The organism is Acinetobacter sp. ANC 4973 (assembly GCF_002135275.1).
Classification (GTDB): Bacteria; Pseudomonadota; Gammaproteobacteria; order Pseudomonadales; family Moraxellaceae; genus Acinetobacter; species Acinetobacter kyonggiensis.
The window spans coordinates 137,794-152,429 of sequence record NZ_NEGM01000003.1 but is presented as its reverse complement, the minus strand read 5'-3'; the positions used below and the strand labels follow the sequence as shown (position 1 = coordinate 152,429).

General features: G+C 39.9%; 14 protein-coding genes. 9 read left to right on the top strand and 5 right to left on the bottom strand.

The window, feature by feature from the left end; translation table 11 throughout:
• Nucleotides 1-100 precede the first annotated feature (100 nt).
• Nucleotides 101-718 carry a thiol:disulfide interchange protein DsbA/DsbL gene (locus B9T30_RS05385; RefSeq protein WP_074946839.1) on the top strand — a complete coding sequence of 206 codons (618 nt, stop codon included), beginning with the start codon at nt 101-103 and terminating at the stop codon, nt 716-718.
• Between the two features lie 349 nt (nt 719-1,067).
• On the opposite strand, the gene B9T30_RS05380 is transcribed toward B9T30_RS05385, so the two are convergent.
• Nucleotides 1,068-1,739, bottom strand: a complete 672-nt coding sequence (locus tag B9T30_RS05380; protein ID WP_086184106.1) for a TetR family transcriptional regulator — start codon at nt 1,737-1,739, stop codon at nt 1,068-1,070.
• A 173-nt stretch (nt 1,740-1,912) separates the two neighbouring features.
• On the opposite strand from B9T30_RS05380, the gene B9T30_RS05375 reads away from it, so the two are divergent.
• The 4 genes from B9T30_RS05375 (at nt 1,913) to B9T30_RS05360 (ending at nt 5,876) form a co-directional block, all read left to right on the top strand.
• On the top strand, nt 1,913-2,935 hold the full coding sequence (locus B9T30_RS05375; protein WP_086184105.1) for a flavin reductase family protein: 1,023 nt from the start codon (nt 1,913-1,915) through the stop codon (nt 2,933-2,935).
• Between the two features lie 43 nt (nt 2,936-2,978).
• Nucleotides 2,979-4,115 carry a fatty acid desaturase family protein gene (locus B9T30_RS05370; protein WP_171259182.1) on the top strand — a complete coding sequence of 379 codons (1,137 nt, stop codon included), beginning with the start codon at nt 2,979-2,981 and terminating at the stop codon, nt 4,113-4,115.
• Nucleotides 4,116-4,748: 633 nt separating this feature from the next.
• Nucleotides 4,749-5,465 carry a ribonuclease PH gene (gene rph / locus B9T30_RS05365; RefSeq protein ID WP_086184103.1) on the top strand — a complete coding sequence of 239 codons (717 nt, stop codon included), beginning with the start codon at nt 4,749-4,751 and terminating at the stop codon, nt 5,463-5,465.
• 228 nt (nt 5,466-5,693) lie between these two features.
• The gene (locus B9T30_RS05360; RefSeq protein WP_086184102.1) at nt 5,694-5,876 is read left to right on the top strand and encodes a hypothetical protein; all 183 of its coding nucleotides are present in this window, start codon (nt 5,694-5,696) and stop codon (nt 5,874-5,876) included.
• Here the strand turns inward: B9T30_RS05360 and nadC are convergent.
• Nucleotides 5,873-6,718 carry a carboxylating nicotinate-nucleotide diphosphorylase gene (nadC, locus tag B9T30_RS05355; RefSeq protein ID WP_086184101.1) on the bottom strand — a complete coding sequence of 282 codons (846 nt, stop codon included), beginning with the start codon at nt 6,716-6,718 and terminating at the stop codon, nt 5,873-5,875. The two genes, B9T30_RS05360 and nadC, sit on opposite strands and share 4 nt — an antisense overlap.
• Before the next feature lie 174 nt (nt 6,719-6,892).
• Between nadC and ampD the strand changes: the two genes are divergently transcribed.
• Nucleotides 6,893-7,468: a 1,6-anhydro-N-acetylmuramyl-L-alanine amidase AmpD gene (gene ampD, locus B9T30_RS05350; RefSeq protein WP_086184100.1), complete on the top strand. Its 576-nt coding sequence runs from the start codon at nt 6,893-6,895 to the stop codon at nt 7,466-7,468.
• Nucleotides 7,469-7,541: 73 nt separating this feature from the next.
• On the top strand, nt 7,542-9,092 hold the full coding sequence (gene murJ / locus B9T30_RS05345; protein ID WP_171264126.1) for a murein biosynthesis integral membrane protein MurJ: 1,551 nt from the start codon (nt 7,542-7,544) through the stop codon (nt 9,090-9,092).
• 201 nt (nt 9,093-9,293) lie between these two features.
• Here murJ and B9T30_RS05340 read toward each other — a convergent pair whose 3' ends face one another.
• Nucleotides 9,294-9,452, bottom strand: coding sequence for a DUF1328 domain-containing protein (locus B9T30_RS05340; protein WP_004650841.1), 159 nt, complete (start codon nt 9,450-9,452; stop codon nt 9,294-9,296).
• A gap of 192 nt (nt 9,453-9,644) precedes the next feature.
• On the opposite strand from B9T30_RS05340, the gene B9T30_RS05335 reads away from it, so the two are divergent.
• Nucleotides 9,645-10,097, top strand: coding sequence for a YcgN family cysteine cluster protein (locus B9T30_RS05335; RefSeq protein WP_086184098.1), 453 nt, complete (start codon nt 9,645-9,647; stop codon nt 10,095-10,097).
• Here the strand turns inward: B9T30_RS05335 and B9T30_RS05330 are convergent.
• Both B9T30_RS05330 and B9T30_RS05325 read right to left on the bottom strand, forming a co-directional pair.
• Nucleotides 10,094-10,561, bottom strand: a complete 468-nt coding sequence (locus B9T30_RS05330) for a DUF523 domain-containing protein (RefSeq protein WP_086184097.1) — start codon at nt 10,559-10,561, stop codon at nt 10,094-10,096. The two genes, B9T30_RS05335 and B9T30_RS05330, sit on opposite strands and share 4 nt — an antisense overlap.
• Before the next feature lie 112 nt (nt 10,562-10,673).
• Nucleotides 10,674-12,830 carry a bifunctional diguanylate cyclase/phosphodiesterase gene (locus B9T30_RS05325; RefSeq protein WP_227518942.1) on the bottom strand — a complete coding sequence of 719 codons (2,157 nt, stop codon included), beginning with the start codon at nt 12,828-12,830 and terminating at the stop codon, nt 10,674-10,676.
• Nucleotides 12,831-13,106: 276 nt separating this feature from the next.
• On the opposite strand from B9T30_RS05325, the gene B9T30_RS05320 reads away from it, so the two are divergent.
• Nucleotides 13,107-14,381: a replication-associated recombination protein A gene (locus B9T30_RS05320; RefSeq protein ID WP_086184095.1), complete on the top strand. Its 1,275-nt coding sequence runs from the start codon at nt 13,107-13,109 to the stop codon at nt 14,379-14,381.
• The last annotated feature ends 255 nt before the right edge of the window (nt 14,382-14,636 follow it).

Here is a 14,636-nt window from a genome sequence, read left to right as displayed (position 1 = left end):
AAAGCTGTAAAAAAGTTCACAGAATGAAAACGAATTCGGGATAATTGATTTATAGTGATCGTATAAACTCATCATAATGATTTAGAGGACAATAAGGTCAATGAAACAATTCCTTTTCAGTAGTGTTGCTACTGCTATTTTTGCCTTTTCAGGCACGGCAATGGCTGCCAATTTTGTTGCAGGTAAAGATTACACCGTTGTTGCCAATCCCGGTACAGTTCAGGTTCCAGGGAAAATTGAAGTCCGTGAATTCTTTTGGTATGGCTGCCCACACTGCTTTAAATTAGAACCACATATGCAGACTTGGCTCAGAAATATTCCGAAAGATGTCAATTTTATCCGTACACCGGCTTCAATGAACCCATTGTGGGAGCAAGGCGCGCGTGGTTATTATGTTTCAGAAGCTTTAGGCATCCGTAAAAAAACCCATCTTCCGCTGTTCCATGCAATTCATGAGGGTGGTCAACAAATTTTCGATCAAAAATCACAAGCTAAATTTTTTGTGAAATATGGTGTACCTGAAGCCAAATTTAACAGCATGTTTAATTCATTTGCGATTACCTCAAAAGTGGCTCAGGCAAATAAATTGGCACAGCAATACCAATTGACAGGCGTGCCTGCAATTGTGGTGAATGGTAAATATGTGGTGCAAGGTGAAGACGGTAAAGTAACGCAAGTGGTGAGCTACTTGGTGGAAAAAGAACGTAAAGCAAAATAATTTTTTTGTATAAAAGCCCGCAATCATTGTAATGCCAGTCAGTTAAGAAATTGACTGGCATTTTATTTTTTAACTTCATGATGTTATTCGATACGCGGAAACGTCATTCGCAACTGTTCGAGGCAAAACTATTTTAAAAAAATAAGGTTTCTGCGATTTATTAATCAATAAAAAGTATTTGGCGAGTTTTGCGGATGACAAATGCCTTTGATTACTTTGGGCTTATCCAAAGTAATAAATGAGCTCCAAGTATTTGATTTAAAAAATACAAGACTCTGTCATGAATAACTAAAAACTTTATTTCTAAAACCCTTAACTGACTGATTGCGGGTTTTTTATGTCTGAGGGTTTAGGGGCGGGATGACTCCGCTGCTGTCGTTGGCACCATATCCCAATTCGAAATACCCCGAAAAATTAAGTGAACTTGGGTAATGGTCTGTAGCTTGAATTGTTTTTGTTGTTCTAGGCGTGCTTGGTCTTGAAATTGACGACTCATGTTCATCCACGTCATGGCCCAAGTAAAGGATAAATTGATTAAAATATTGGCAAGGACTTGTAAGTCTTGTGCATTACGAATGTGTTTGACCGTTTCCATTTGCGCTAAATCATTGGCCAAATCTTCAATTAAAAAATTAATTTCACGTGCAATGGCATGTCGAATCACTTCCGAGCCTCCCCAACGCTCTGCAATCAAAAACACCCAAGGTTCAGGATTATGCTCAACGGCTTGGAAAAACAGATCTAAGCTAATTTTTGTTTTGGTATTAGGTTGATAAATATAGGCTTGCCCCAGTTGATGCAAAATGCCTTTTAAATGCAGTGCAACTTGATCCACCAACTCTAGTCCAAGCTCATTCATGTCTTGAAAGTGACGATAAAAAGCCGTCGGTACTAAACCGACATGGCGTGCGATTTCACGCAAACTAATGCTACTGAAAGAACGTCCAGACGTGCTTAAAGCAAGTGCAGCATCCAAAAGTGCTTGGCGGCTTTGTTGTTTGCGCTCATCCCGTATCGACATTCGACTACCCTAAAAAGATCCTGAGCGAAGTCTATCAAAAAAATACAGATTAAACGACGAATGTCAGTGAACAGGTGTTGACTGAATGAAAAAATAATTATAGTGTACAAGTGTTCACTATAAGAACACCTGTTCACTCAAATAAATAACCAGCAATAAAAGAGGAACGTCATATGAGTCATGTGATGCAGTATCAGCCGCAATGGATTCGAGAAGATTTCGTCGATTTTATTGCTGAAAAAATAAATCCACTGTGGGCGTGGAAAAAAGTGAAAGCCACGATTGTCGATATTCAAGCCATTGCGCCTGATTTTTATCAAATTCAGCTGCAACCGAATCATAACTTCCAAGCCGAGGCTTTTTCTGCTGGGCAAAGTATTTTAGTGACTGTGCTGATCGCGGGTGTGCGTCAGCAACGACATTATTCGATTGTGAAAATCACCAATACTGGCAACATCATCATTGCAGTGAAACGTCAGGGCAAAGTATCGAATGCTTTAAGCCATTTGAGCAGCGGCAGTGTGGTGGAAATTTCACAGGCTCAAGGTGATTTCAGTTTAAATTCATCTCCAGATTCTATTTTATTGCTGGCTTCAGGCAGTGGTATCACTGCAATTTATGCGCTGCTACAACAGGCACTCACGCAAAAAATTAGCCAGATTGACCTGATTTATTTTAGCCGTGATGAGGCTTTTCATGCCGAACTGTTGCAACTGGCAGAGCAATATCCACAGTTGCACTATCATTATTTTAATACCGTGGCACAGCAGCAACATTTAACTTTACCACTGCTGGAAACTACGGTGGCAGATTTCGGGCAACGCCTAAGCTATGCCTGTGGTGCTGCGGGCATGATGCAAAGCCTGAATCAAATTTATCAACAGTTGGGTATTGCTCAGCAGTTGAAACAAGAATATTTCCAAGTCTTAGTTGATGAAACAGCTTCTGTACAACCAGTGGTGTTTTTACGTGCGCAACAACAGTTTGAGGCCAAGAGTAATTTACTGGACAGTGCTGAACAGGCGGGTTTAAGACCCGCGCATGGTTGTCGTATGGGCATTTGTAATACCTGTACCTGTACCAAAGTCAGTGGTTCAACCAAAAACGTATTGACCGGTGAAATTGACCACGATAGCAATACCCAAATTAAATTGTGTATTAGCCAAGCGGTGAGTCCTGTGGTGATTAATCTTTAACAATATATTGTGCTTATTTTGGCTGAGGAGAAAAACAATGAATATGTCAGTTAAATTTACAGAAACGAGTAAATCGAAACATCTAAATGCGGAACAAATGGCAGCATTTGGTCAACAAGTCGATGCTATCCGCCGTGAAATTATGGACAGTATTGGCGAGCAAGATGCCCAATACATTTATAAAATTCGTAATTTTGTTCGCTATAGTGAAATCGCATCACGCGGTATGTTGATGTTCGGTGGCTGGATTCCACCGATTTGGTTGTTGGGTACAGGTTTATTGGGTATTTCTAAAATTGTAGAGAATATGGAGTTAGGGCATAACGTGATGCATGGTCAATTCGACTGGCTCAATGACCCAAGCTTAAATGGTGCCAATTATGATTGGGATACCATGGCCACAGGCGATGATTGGAAATACACGCATAATTATATTCATCATACCTATACCAATATTGTCGGCAAAGACCATGATGTTGGCTATGGCTTGTTGCGTGTCAGCGAGTCGCAAAAATGGGAACCGCGCTTTTTATTCAATATTCCTTTAGCCATTCAATTGATGGTGTTTTTTGAATGGTATGTTGGCTTGCAAAATTTGCATATTGAAGATGTCGTGGCTTATAAAACCAAAACATGGAAAGAAGTCTGGAAAGATTCAGCGAAATTCCGTAAGAAAGCAGTACGTCAGGTCACCAAAGATTATGTATTTTTCCCGTTGATTGCAGGACCCAATGCCATTCCTGTGTTTGCGGGTAATGCTGTCGCCAATGTCATTCGTAGCTTATGGTCATCAGCGGTGATTTTTAATGGTCATTTCACTGAAGATGCAGAAACCTTTGAAGCAGACAATACTGAAAATGAGACCCGTGCGGAGTGGTATTTACGCCAAATTCGTGGCTCAAGTAATTTTACGGGAACCGAATGGTTACATATTTTAAGTGGCAATTTAAGTCATCAAATTGAACATCATTTATTCCCAGACATGCCCGCCAATCGTTATGCAGAAGCAGCACCTAAAATTCGTGCCTTATGTGCAGAATATGGCATTCATTATAACGAAGCCAGTTTTATAAAACAGTTTGGCAGTGTATGGGTACGTTTAGCCAAAGCTTCATTGCCAAATCACTGGTCGTCTAGCATTACCCAGTCTATGCAAAAGGTGAAAGGACTGTTTGCCTGATTGAATGGAGCAAATGCTGAGTCACTATCTAAAATGTGGTTTAGCATTCAAAGTTTTGGTATAGGCATGATAGATAACTTGCATAAATCAAAAAATGTTCAATATTTGATTCTTTAAAATTAGCACTGCCTCATTTTGAGTACTTCAATTTTTATGCCTTTGCGTAGGCATTATCTCTACTTTTGAAAGGTCAAAATGAGGATCTCAAAATATATTTTGAGTCCGCAAGAAAAACCTTTTGTTTCCCATACACGACATCCTGAGCCAGTTCTAAAGCACTGCTTTAAAATGCAGCGCAAGGATGGGAAACGTGTGGCATCCATGCCACACTCATGAATCCAATATTTTCTAAATTTTGTTTTTAATTCTGGCTTTATGAATCACTTATATTGATAAAAAATGACTGATGAAAAAGTCTGATATTGATCAGGCATCGTAACCAAATCCCTTAGTTGTGCTGAAGGAGCCTCTTTGTTCCTCAGCACAACGTTTGCTTATTCCTTTTTGTGAATTGAATCTTTATGGTGTTGCTTAGAGCACGATATGCAAAAACCATCAAGTTGTAGCAAAATCATCTGATCTGCTTCTGTTATACTAAGCCGCAATGAATTTTAGCCCCAATAAGGACCCATTATGCGTATCGACCAACGTACATTAGATCAATTACGTGATGTAAAAATTACCCGTAACTATACGCGTTATGCGGAAGGTTCAGTATTGATTGAATTTGGTCATACTAAAGTTCTTTGTACGGCCAGCATTGATAATTCAGTGCCACGTTTCCTTAAAGGTAAGGGACAGGGTTGGGTGACAGCAGAATACGGCATGTTGCCACGTTCTACCCATACTCGTAGCGACCGTGAAGCGGCACGTGGTAAACAAAGTGGTCGTACGCAAGAAATCCAGCGTTTAATTGGTCGTAGCTTACGCGCTATGGTCGATTTGAAAAAACTGGGTGAAAATACCATTACCATCGACTGTGATGTGATTCAAGCCGATGGCGGTACACGTACCGCTGCAATTACTGGTGCAGCAGTGGCTTTAATTGATGCCATGAATGTTTTACTTGAAAAGAAAAAAATTAAACAAGATCCTTTAAAAGGCTTGGTTGCTGCCATTTCTGTGGGCATGTACAAAGACCAAGCATTATTGGATCTTTGCTATGAAGAAGACTCAAGTTGTCAAACCGACTTAAACGTGGTGATGACCCAAGCGGGTGAGTTTATTGAATTTCAAGGCACTGCCGAAGAAAAGCCATTTACTCGTGCGCAGTGCAATGAAATGCTTGAGTTGGCTGAAAAAGGCATTCAAGAGTTAATTAAAAAACAACAAGAAGCTTTAGGCTGGTAAGTTGTTAATTTCAAAAATGCACGTTTAGCTGTGTTTTAGATAAAGAACAAAACCCCATCACAGAATTCTGGATGGGGTTTTGTTTGTTCTGTGCTTTCTTTAAACAATTGAAAATAAAAACTGTCAGATACAAAAAGGGTGCAATCGCTGCACCCTTTTAAACATTTGCTTAATATGACGTTCATATTTGCTGTTTAGACTCAGCTTTTCGCTTTAAGGAGTCTTAAGATGTTGAATATCTTGATCATCGTTATTTCTATGGTAACGCTGGCATTGATGACCAGTGATCCAAGAGCATCCGCACAAAAGACCGAGCAATCCGCTTGGCAGCAAGCATCGACTGACATTCAAGATTTAGCCGCTAAAGCAGAATTAGCCTCTAAAGCAAAAAATAAGACCGAGCAAACTTAAGCATTAAAACGCATGGATAAATCGATCGCTTTCACATCTTTGGTTAAAACACCCATCGAAATATAATCCACGCCAGTGGTTGCCACTTCACGCAAATTTTCAATGGTAATGTTGCCTGACGCTTCCAATTTACAACGACCAGCCACATATTGAACCGCATCAATCATTTGTTGTTGGCTAAAATTATCCAGCATCACAATATCGGCATGCGCTTCTAAAGCTTGATTCAGTTCATCCCAGGTTTCCACTTCCACTTCAACGGGTTTACCTGGGGCAATTTGACGCGCTTTGGCAATCGCTTGAGCAATGCCACCTGCCGCCATAATATGGTTTTCTTTAATTAAAAATGCATCAAATAAACCTAAACGATGGTTTTGTCCACCGCCCATTGCCACAGCATATTTCTGTGCAATACGTAAGCCTGGCAGGGTTTTTCGAGTATCTAATAATTTAGTGTTTAAACCATCGAGGTGTTTGACATATTCAGCGGTTTTCGTCGCAACCGCGGATAGGGTTTGCACAAAGTTTAGTGCAGGACGCTCAACCGTCAGTAAGCTACGTGCTGAACCAGCCAATTTTAAAAAAGCTTCATTGGCTTGAACATGGTCGCCATCATTTTTCAGCCATGTTACTTGTACATTGGCATCGTAGGCTTGAATTAACGCATTGACCCAAGGTTGCCCTGCAAGAACCATCTCTTCACGGCTAATAATGGTCGCTGTGGCTTGCTCATCTTCAGGAGTTAATAAAGCGGTGAGATCACCTTCGCCAATATCTTCTTGTAATGCCTGTTGAATATTGATTTGAATCGATTGTTCAAGCAACGATTGAGAGATGCTCATAAGTATTTCCGTATCTTTTTTAACCCATGAAAATTGCGCGTTATATTAGCATTGTTCATTTAAAAGAAATGTTTTTTCAATGGATTTTATCTTTGTAATTTTAGATTTTAAGCTTAAAGTTTAAGGATTGCGCTAAAATCAGCGACTTAAACCCACACGACTCAGGATAGGAATATGCAACAGGTGCCGTCTTTTCAGGTCATCGATGGTCAGTTAATCGGTGCAAGGCAAATCGCATCCCCGAATTATAATCAACGTCCTGAACAGACCGAAATTCAATTGCTTGTGGTGCATAATATTAGTTTGCCACCCTCGCAGTTTGGTGGGGGCTATATTGAACAATTTTTTCAAAATCAGCTCGATTGGTCTGTGCATCCTTATTTTCAAACCATTGAAGGAATGCAGGTTTCCACTCACCTGTTAATTTTGCGAACGGGTGAGGTTCTACAATTCGTCAATTTTAATGACCGTGCTTGGCATGCGGGGCGTTCCACCTATTTAGCGAAAAAAGAATGTAATGATTATTCGATAGGCATTGAACTTGAAGGCAGTGATGACAGGCCTTTTGAAGATATTCAGTACACGGTTTTAGCGGAAGTGATTCGCGTATTGCAGGCAGCATATCCTAAAATATTACAGCATTTGGCAGGGCATTCAGACATTGCACCGGGACGTAAAACTGATCCAGGGCCATTTTTTGATTGGGCAAAAACCAGAGCGTTAATACAACAAGCGAAAGCAGATCAATAATAACTCGAGTTTATGATTTAACAACGAAATTCCTCTGGAGTTTCTTTACAATAGCGACTTATTTTAGTACTAGGTGGAAACGATGGCGCTTTGGCGATCGACCTTTATTGTTAGTGCAATGACGATGTTGTCTCGGGTCTTGGGTTTAGTCCGAGATATCGTTTTGCTAAATGTATTTGGTGCAGGTAAAGATTTCGATACCTTTGTGGTGGCCTTTCGTATTCCGAATTTCTTTCGGCGGCTCTTTGCCGAAGGGGCATTCTCACAAGCTTTTATTCCGATTTTAACCGAATATAAAAGTACGAAAACCCATGCTGAAGTGCAAATTTTGATTAGTCGAGTGTTTGGTTGCTTAGCAACCTTCATGACGGCTTTGACGTTTATTGCGATGATTGCTGCACCTGCAATCTTGTATATCTATGCACCGGGTTTCCATGATGACCCTGAAAAATTTGCTTTAGCCACGGACATGTTCCGCCTGACTATTCCCTATTTACTGTTTATGTCATTGACTGCTTTTGCCAGTAGTATTCTCAATAGTTACGGTTCATTTTCGACCCCTGCATTTGCACCCGTTTTATTAAATATCACCATGATTGCAGCTGCATGGTGGTTAACGCCATATATGGCTGAACCAATTATGGCTTTGGGGTGGGCGGTCGTGGTTGCAGGTGTGCTGCAACTGGCGATTCAAATCCCTGAGTTATGGCATAAAAAGTTGCTGATTCCACCTAAAGTTGATTTTAAACACGAAGGTGTCGACCGCATCATGAAACTGATGCTTCCTGCATTATTTGGTGTGTCTGTGACGCAAATTAATTTGCTGTTGAACACCATCTGGGCATCATTTATGCAAGATGGTTCAGTCTCATGGTTATACAGTGCGGAACGTATGACTGAACTGCCTTTAGGTTTAATTGGCGTTGCCATTGGTACGGTGATTTTACCGTCTCTGTCGGCACGTCATGCCGAGCAAGATCAGGTCAAGTTCCGCGGCATGATTGATTGGGCTGCAAAAGTCGTGATGTTGGTGGGTATTCCAGCCAGCATTGCTTTATTTATGCTGTCGACCCCGATTATTCAAGCGCTGTTTCAACGTGGTCAGTTCACCCTAGAAGATACACAAATGACCGCACTGGCATTGCAATGTATGAGTGCTGGGGTCATTTCCTTTATGTTGATTAAAGTCTTTGCACCCGGTTTTTATGCACAACAAGACACCAAAACCCCTGTCCGTGTGGGCTTAATGGCTGTGGCAGCGAATGCGATTTTAAACGTCATTTTTATTGGTTTCTTTAAGTTAATTGATTGGCAAGCAGAGCACATGGCATTGGCATTGGCATCTTCAGGCTCTGCCTTGGTCAATGCAGGGATGTTGTATTTCTATCTGCATAAACGGGATATCTTCCGTTTCGGCGCACACTGGAAAAAACTGTTTCTTCAGTTTGCTATTGCCAATATCAGCATGATTGCGGTGCTTTGGTATGCCCTGACTTGGTATAATAGCGAGCTATCACAATGGATTCGTATCTTTGAAGTGATCGGGCTGTGTGTGGTGGGGGTATTGGCTTATAGTATTGGTTTAATTGCGACTGGTTTTAGACCACGTCATTTAAAACACTAAGCGATCGTTAAAAATATAGCCTTTAGCTTAGAAAAATGAATCTTGATTTGAAGTTAATGGACAGAAAACGTATGTTTCATCAATTAACTTCAAGTTTTTTATAAAATGGTATTAATGAAATTTACAGATGAAAAAAGAGCCTCAAATAGACTCTTTTAACGATGTTTACGTCCTCAGTTTCTATTTACATGTAGGGGATCGTTATACTTTGCCTCGAGATAGGAAACCGATAATCGCTAAAATCACCGCGATCACCAGTAAAATAATCGCAAAGTCCTTTGATAAGCCTGCGACACCACCGAAGCCGAGTAAACTGGCGATCAGCGCAATCACTGCAAAAATAATTGCCCAACGAAACATAAGCTTTCTCCATGCGTTGTTATTTTCAAAGTAGATTCAGTATAGGGCTTAGAAATTTCGAAGATTGTTATGCTTCTGTTTGTAAAGTGTTCAATTGAGTGGTAAGTATATGATTAAAAGTAAAAATAACATTCCATACATCATGAACTTGAACACGCTATAATAAGCAATATTCTTTATTTTTTCACTTTTATGATCGAGCAATTACGTCCGCAATTCTGGAAAAAATATCCTTTAGCTGAACTGAATCATGCTGAATGGGAGGCATTATGTGATGGCTGTGGTTTATGTTGTTTAATCAAATTGGAAGATGAAGAACTTCAAGAAGTGGCCTATACCAAAGTGTCCTGTAAACTTTTAGATTGCAAAACGGCACAGTGTAGTAATTATGCGCAGCGCCTTGATTTTGTCCCTGATTGTATTCAATTAACCCCAGAGAAATTAGCGACCATTCATTGGCTGCCAGCAAGTTGTGCTTATCGTCGTTTAAAGGAACAGAAAAAATTACCCTCTTGGCATTATTTAAATACTGGTACACGCAGCAGTGTGATCCAAGCCAGAAAATCGGCAGCAGGTCGTTGTATTTCTGAAGTTGAAGTTAATGAAGATGAGATTGAAGATTATATCGTGCGTTGGGTACGTTAAGTGGATGGATGGAATAATTCAAAAAAAGCCGTTTCTGAGATTACGTTAAAACCATGTTGTCTTAATAGTGCAGTTGTTACGCCCATCGCACTGACTTTTTGATTGGAAAAAGTACCATCATAAATAAAGTTACTTCCACAGGAAGGGCTATTTTCTTTTAGCACCACAGTGGATACATGATGCTGCTGAGCCAAAGCTAAGGTTTGATACGCCCCTTCAATAAAAGCGTGCGTGACATCAACACCATCTAGATCGATGACTTGCGCACGACCTGTTAACACATCTTCTCCAGTACCCCCAAAAATTTCTGCGGGTTTACGTGGAATGGAGAGTCCTGCTAAAACTTCAGGACAAGCCGTGATGACTTGTTTTAGTTCAATGAGGTGTTGAATTTGATCATGCAAATATGATTTTCCATCATAACGTACCGCTTCACCTGCAAGACAAGCACTGATTAAATACATGGTAGCCCCCAAGTTTATTGGTCATATGATCTGAATCGAATAAAGTTTTGCAATAAAACAATGTGCTCAGACATTTACTGTTTTATAGAATGGCGCAGCGGTGAGTAGCGATTTAAGATCCCGAATCAGGCGCATCCACAGGCTGTAATAATGCTGTGATATGATCAAATGCCATCGGACGATGAAAATAAAAACCTTGTCCAATATGACAGTCACATGCTTTAAGTGCATCTAATTGTTCTAGATGTTCAATGCCTTCAACCAATATATTTAACGAAATGCTGGCGCCTATTTGGCTAATGGCTTTGACAATTGCCATTGCGGAAGGATCATCATGCATATTTTCGATAAAGTTACGATCGATTTTAAGACAATCTACAGGATAATTTCTTAAGCGGGTTAAGGATGAATGTCCTGTACCAAAATCATCTAATGAAATGTGAATTCCCGCTTTTTTTAATAATTTAAGGGCACGAATGACATAGTCTGAGCCGCGTTCTGAAAGACTTTGCTCAGTAATTTCGATTTCCACCATTTCATATGGAATATTAAACTGCGCCAGTCGATTTAATAACGTTTCTGCATAATTATCTCTTAAGAATTCAACCGGTGCAGCATTAATTGAAATGGGTAAAAGCTGCATGCCTGAGTCTAGCCACTGCGTCATATCTTGAAAGACTTTTAATTGCATAATTTCGCTGATGCGCGTCGCCAGTTCATAATCTTGAAAAGATGAAAAAATATGCGAGGGCAGTTGTATGCAACCTTCTTTATCGTACCATCGCAGTAAAGCCTCAAAACCAATCACTTTCGCATCAGCCAGACGTACTTTAGGCTGATAGAACGGAACAATTTTATCATTTTGAATGATTGCTCGAGCAAGGGCCAATTGTTTTGTGGCGACCTCGATGGCTTTAAACATGGTACTTTTAAACATACGAATGCCACCACGGCCACTGATTTTAAGATCATTCAAGGCGACATCTGCGCATTGCAGTAACGTTGAGCTATTTTGCGCATCGCGAGGATAAATGGCACAGCCAGTACTCATGCCACCATTGATATATTGGCCTGCATAACAAATCGGGATATCCAGCTGTAAACGAGCTGTTTTGGCAATCTGTAATAATTCTGATTCATCAGTCAGATTGGGGACAATAATCGCAAATTCATCACCACCTAATCGTGCAACCACGACCCCACTTTTAAAACAACCACTTAAACGTTGACCTAAAATCTGAAGTAAATAATCTCCAGCAATATGACCGAGAGTGTCATTGATATGTTTGAAATAATCTAAATCAATCAGTAAAAAGCCGACCGATTGTTGCTGCTGACGTGCATTTTGAATGGTTTTTTTAAAGATCTTATTAAATGCCCGACGATTATATAAACCTGTTAATTCATCTAATTCAATGACTTGTTTTAGTTTTTTTTCAGCCATTTTTTGTGGGCTGATATCACGAGAAACACAGAGGATGCTCTGGATTAGACCCGCATCATCCAGTACAGGACTTAAAGTATGCTCCCAATACTGCGCTGGTTGACCTGCAATGACCATCATGCCATCAAAATGTGAATTTTCTCCTTTTATGGCATGGTTGAATGCATTTTGGCCTGAATTTCGCATGGATTCAGGTAATAAGTTTAACCAAGACATACCGATTTTTTTTGCATTTATGGATACGCCAAGCGCAAGACAAGCTGAGCGATTCATATCGCTGACCCGACCATCCGCTGTTAACATTGTAATGCCATCTAGACTTGCATCTAACATTTGGCTTTTTACGGTGACTTGGTGAGCCAATTCAAGTTGTTTTAAATAATGCTCATGGATATCGTTCACGGTGACCATCCAAGCAAAATTATTTAAATTTTTAGGGTGATGCTGTACGGAAATCAAACAAAATCGATATCCTTTTTGCGCATGCTTAATGCGACATTCTTTTGCAAAATCGTGTTGTGTGAGTAATGCTTGTTGCCATAAAACAATGAAGTGTTCAAAATCTTCAGGATGAATAAAGTTTTGCCAAAAAATTATCTCATGTTGATTGAGATTTTTACCAAGATATTGGCATATTGCTTGATTATAATAATATTGATTTTGTTTGCTTTTCACCCAAATAGGTTGGGGTAATTCATCTAATAAGGCTTGGGACATTAAAGTTTCTGTAGGTAATTGAACATTACTTACTTCATTGATATGGTCAAGCTGAATATTAAACTCCTGTCTAAGAGGTACTAGCTTGCTTTTGAAAGTATATTTCATACAGCCTACCCATTTAAAAACGACCATAATAATGAGAGAAATGTGATGCTATTCACATAATAATTATACACTTTTTTGATAAAAAGGAGAATTATTAATCTATAATCACAGTAAATATAGTTTATTTTATTTCAATCTGGATTCAGATAATCAACAGTAATATGGCATAAACTTAAAAAAAAGCGATATGATTTTTTTGTAAAAGCCTTAAATTGAAATACGCGAGCTTAAAATTACATAGTAGACTTGTTTTAAGCACAGTAAAGAAATAACAAGATGTCAGACAGTAACATTCCTCTTCCTGAACGGCTCCGCCCACGCGATTTATCCGAGATTATGGGGCAAGACCATTTGTTAGGTGCTCAAGCACCGTTACGCCAAATGATTGATCAGGGGCATTTACCCTCCATTATTTTTTGGGGCCCGCCTGGTGTTGGAAAAACCACCATTGCTTTGCTGTTGGCACAAGCGGTAGATCGGCCTTTCGTCAGTCTATCGGCACTCAATACTGGGGTGAAAGAGCTTCGTGAAGTGATTGCCGAAGGTGGGGATTTACTAACGCCTGTAGTCTTTATTGATGAAATTCATCGCTTTAATAAGTCACAACAAGATGCATTACTGAATGCTGTGGAAAAAGGCAAAATTACTTTAATTGGCGCGACCACTGAAAACCCTTCTTTTGAAGTCAATAATGCTTTGCTATCGCGTTGTCAGGTTTATAGCTTAAATGCATTAACAGACGATGCTATTCAGACCTTGTTGAATCAAGCGTTGCAAAATGATGATTTTTTAAAACAGCGCTATATTCAAATTGAAGAATATGAGGCATTGATCCAATTTGCGGCGGGAGATGCACGTAAGGCATTAAACCTTTTGGATCTGATCGCCAGTACTTTTGAAGCTGAATTGGAAAATAGCATTACCAATGCTGTGGTGGTAAAAGTTGCACAGCAAAGTATTGCCCGTTATGACAAATCGGGTGAGCAGCATTACGATTTGGTTTCTGCCTTTATTAAGTCCATTCGCGGCAGTGATCCAGATGCGACCTTATACTGGATGGCACGTATGCTTAAAGGTGGTGAAGATCCAGTTTTTATTGCTCGTCGTATGCTAATTGCAGCCTCGGAAGATATAGGTAATTCCAACCCAAATGCCTTGTTGCTGGCTGGTGAATGCTTTCGTTCGGTTCAAGCGGTCGGCATGCCAGAATGCCGAATTATTTTGGGACAATGTGCTGTGTATTTGGCCACCAGTGCCAAGAGTAACAGCACTTATTTAGCCATAAATAAGGCGTTGGATTTAGCTGAAAAAACCGCTCATTTATCCGTGCCATTGCATTTAAGAAATGCCCCGACCAAGTTAATGAAAGAGCAGGGTTATGGCGTGGATTATCTCTATCCACATAATTATCCTGAGCATTTTATTCTGCAAGAATATTTGCCGCCTGAATTAAAAGGCACCAAGTTATATGAGTCAGCTCGAAATAAACGTGAAGTGGAAGGTGAAAAACTTCAACAACGTCGTTGGCAGCAGGAACAGCAGCAGCAATAAAAAAAGCCCAACTCGGGAATGAGTCGGGCTAAAAAGGATGTCTGAGATTGGGAGAGGACATCCTTTAGGAATAACAGTTGAGCGCAATTAAATTTGGCTTCAAGACCTTAAAGTTGATCTTGTCTGCGATATGATTATTTTAGCGCGATAACTGAATTTTGTAAAAACGATCATTTTTATTAGTAACATTTGTTTTTTCGATTTATGGGCGCATAAAAAAACCGAGCCATCAGGCTCGGTTTTTTGAATCAGTAT

What these genes read in the sequence shown, in the direction of transcription:
- B9T30_RS05340 (WP_004650841.1), bottom strand. Translation starts at nt 9,452, where the DNA reads ATGTTTCGTTGGGCAATTATTTTTGCAGTGATTGCGCTGATCGCCAGT.
- B9T30_RS05320 (WP_086184095.1), top strand. Translation starts at nt 13,107, where the DNA reads ATGTCAGACAGTAACATTCCTCTTCCTGAACGGCTCCGCCCACGCGAT.
- B9T30_RS05330 (WP_086184097.1), bottom strand. Translation starts at nt 10,561, where the DNA reads ATGTATTTAATCAGTGCTTGTCTTGCAGGTGAAGCGGTACGTTATGAT.
- B9T30_RS05375 (WP_086184105.1), top strand. Translation starts at nt 1,913, where the DNA reads ATGAGTCATGTGATGCAGTATCAGCCGCAATGGATTCGAGAAGATTTC.
- B9T30_RS05325 (WP_227518942.1), bottom strand. Translation starts at nt 12,830, where the DNA reads ATGAAATATACTTTCAAAAGCAAGCTAGTACCTCTTAGACAGGAGTTT.
- B9T30_RS05385 (WP_074946839.1), top strand. Translation starts at nt 101, where the DNA reads ATGAAACAATTCCTTTTCAGTAGTGTTGCTACTGCTATTTTTGCCTTT.
- B9T30_RS05370 (WP_171259182.1), top strand. Translation starts at nt 2,979, where the DNA reads ATGTCAGTTAAATTTACAGAAACGAGTAAATCGAAACATCTAAATGCG.
- rph (WP_086184103.1), top strand. Translation starts at nt 4,749, where the DNA reads ATGCGTATCGACCAACGTACATTAGATCAATTACGTGATGTAAAAATT.
- B9T30_RS05335 (WP_086184098.1), top strand. Translation starts at nt 9,645, where the DNA reads ATGATCGAGCAATTACGTCCGCAATTCTGGAAAAAATATCCTTTAGCT.
- ampD (WP_086184100.1), top strand. Translation starts at nt 6,893, where the DNA reads ATGCAACAGGTGCCGTCTTTTCAGGTCATCGATGGTCAGTTAATCGGT.
- nadC (WP_086184101.1), bottom strand. Translation starts at nt 6,718, where the DNA reads ATGAGCATCTCTCAATCGTTGCTTGAACAATCGATTCAAATCAATATT.
- B9T30_RS05360 (WP_086184102.1), top strand. Translation starts at nt 5,694, where the DNA reads ATGTTGAATATCTTGATCATCGTTATTTCTATGGTAACGCTGGCATTG.
- B9T30_RS05380 (WP_086184106.1), bottom strand. Translation starts at nt 1,739, where the DNA reads ATGTCGATACGGGATGAGCGCAAACAACAAAGCCGCCAAGCACTTTTG.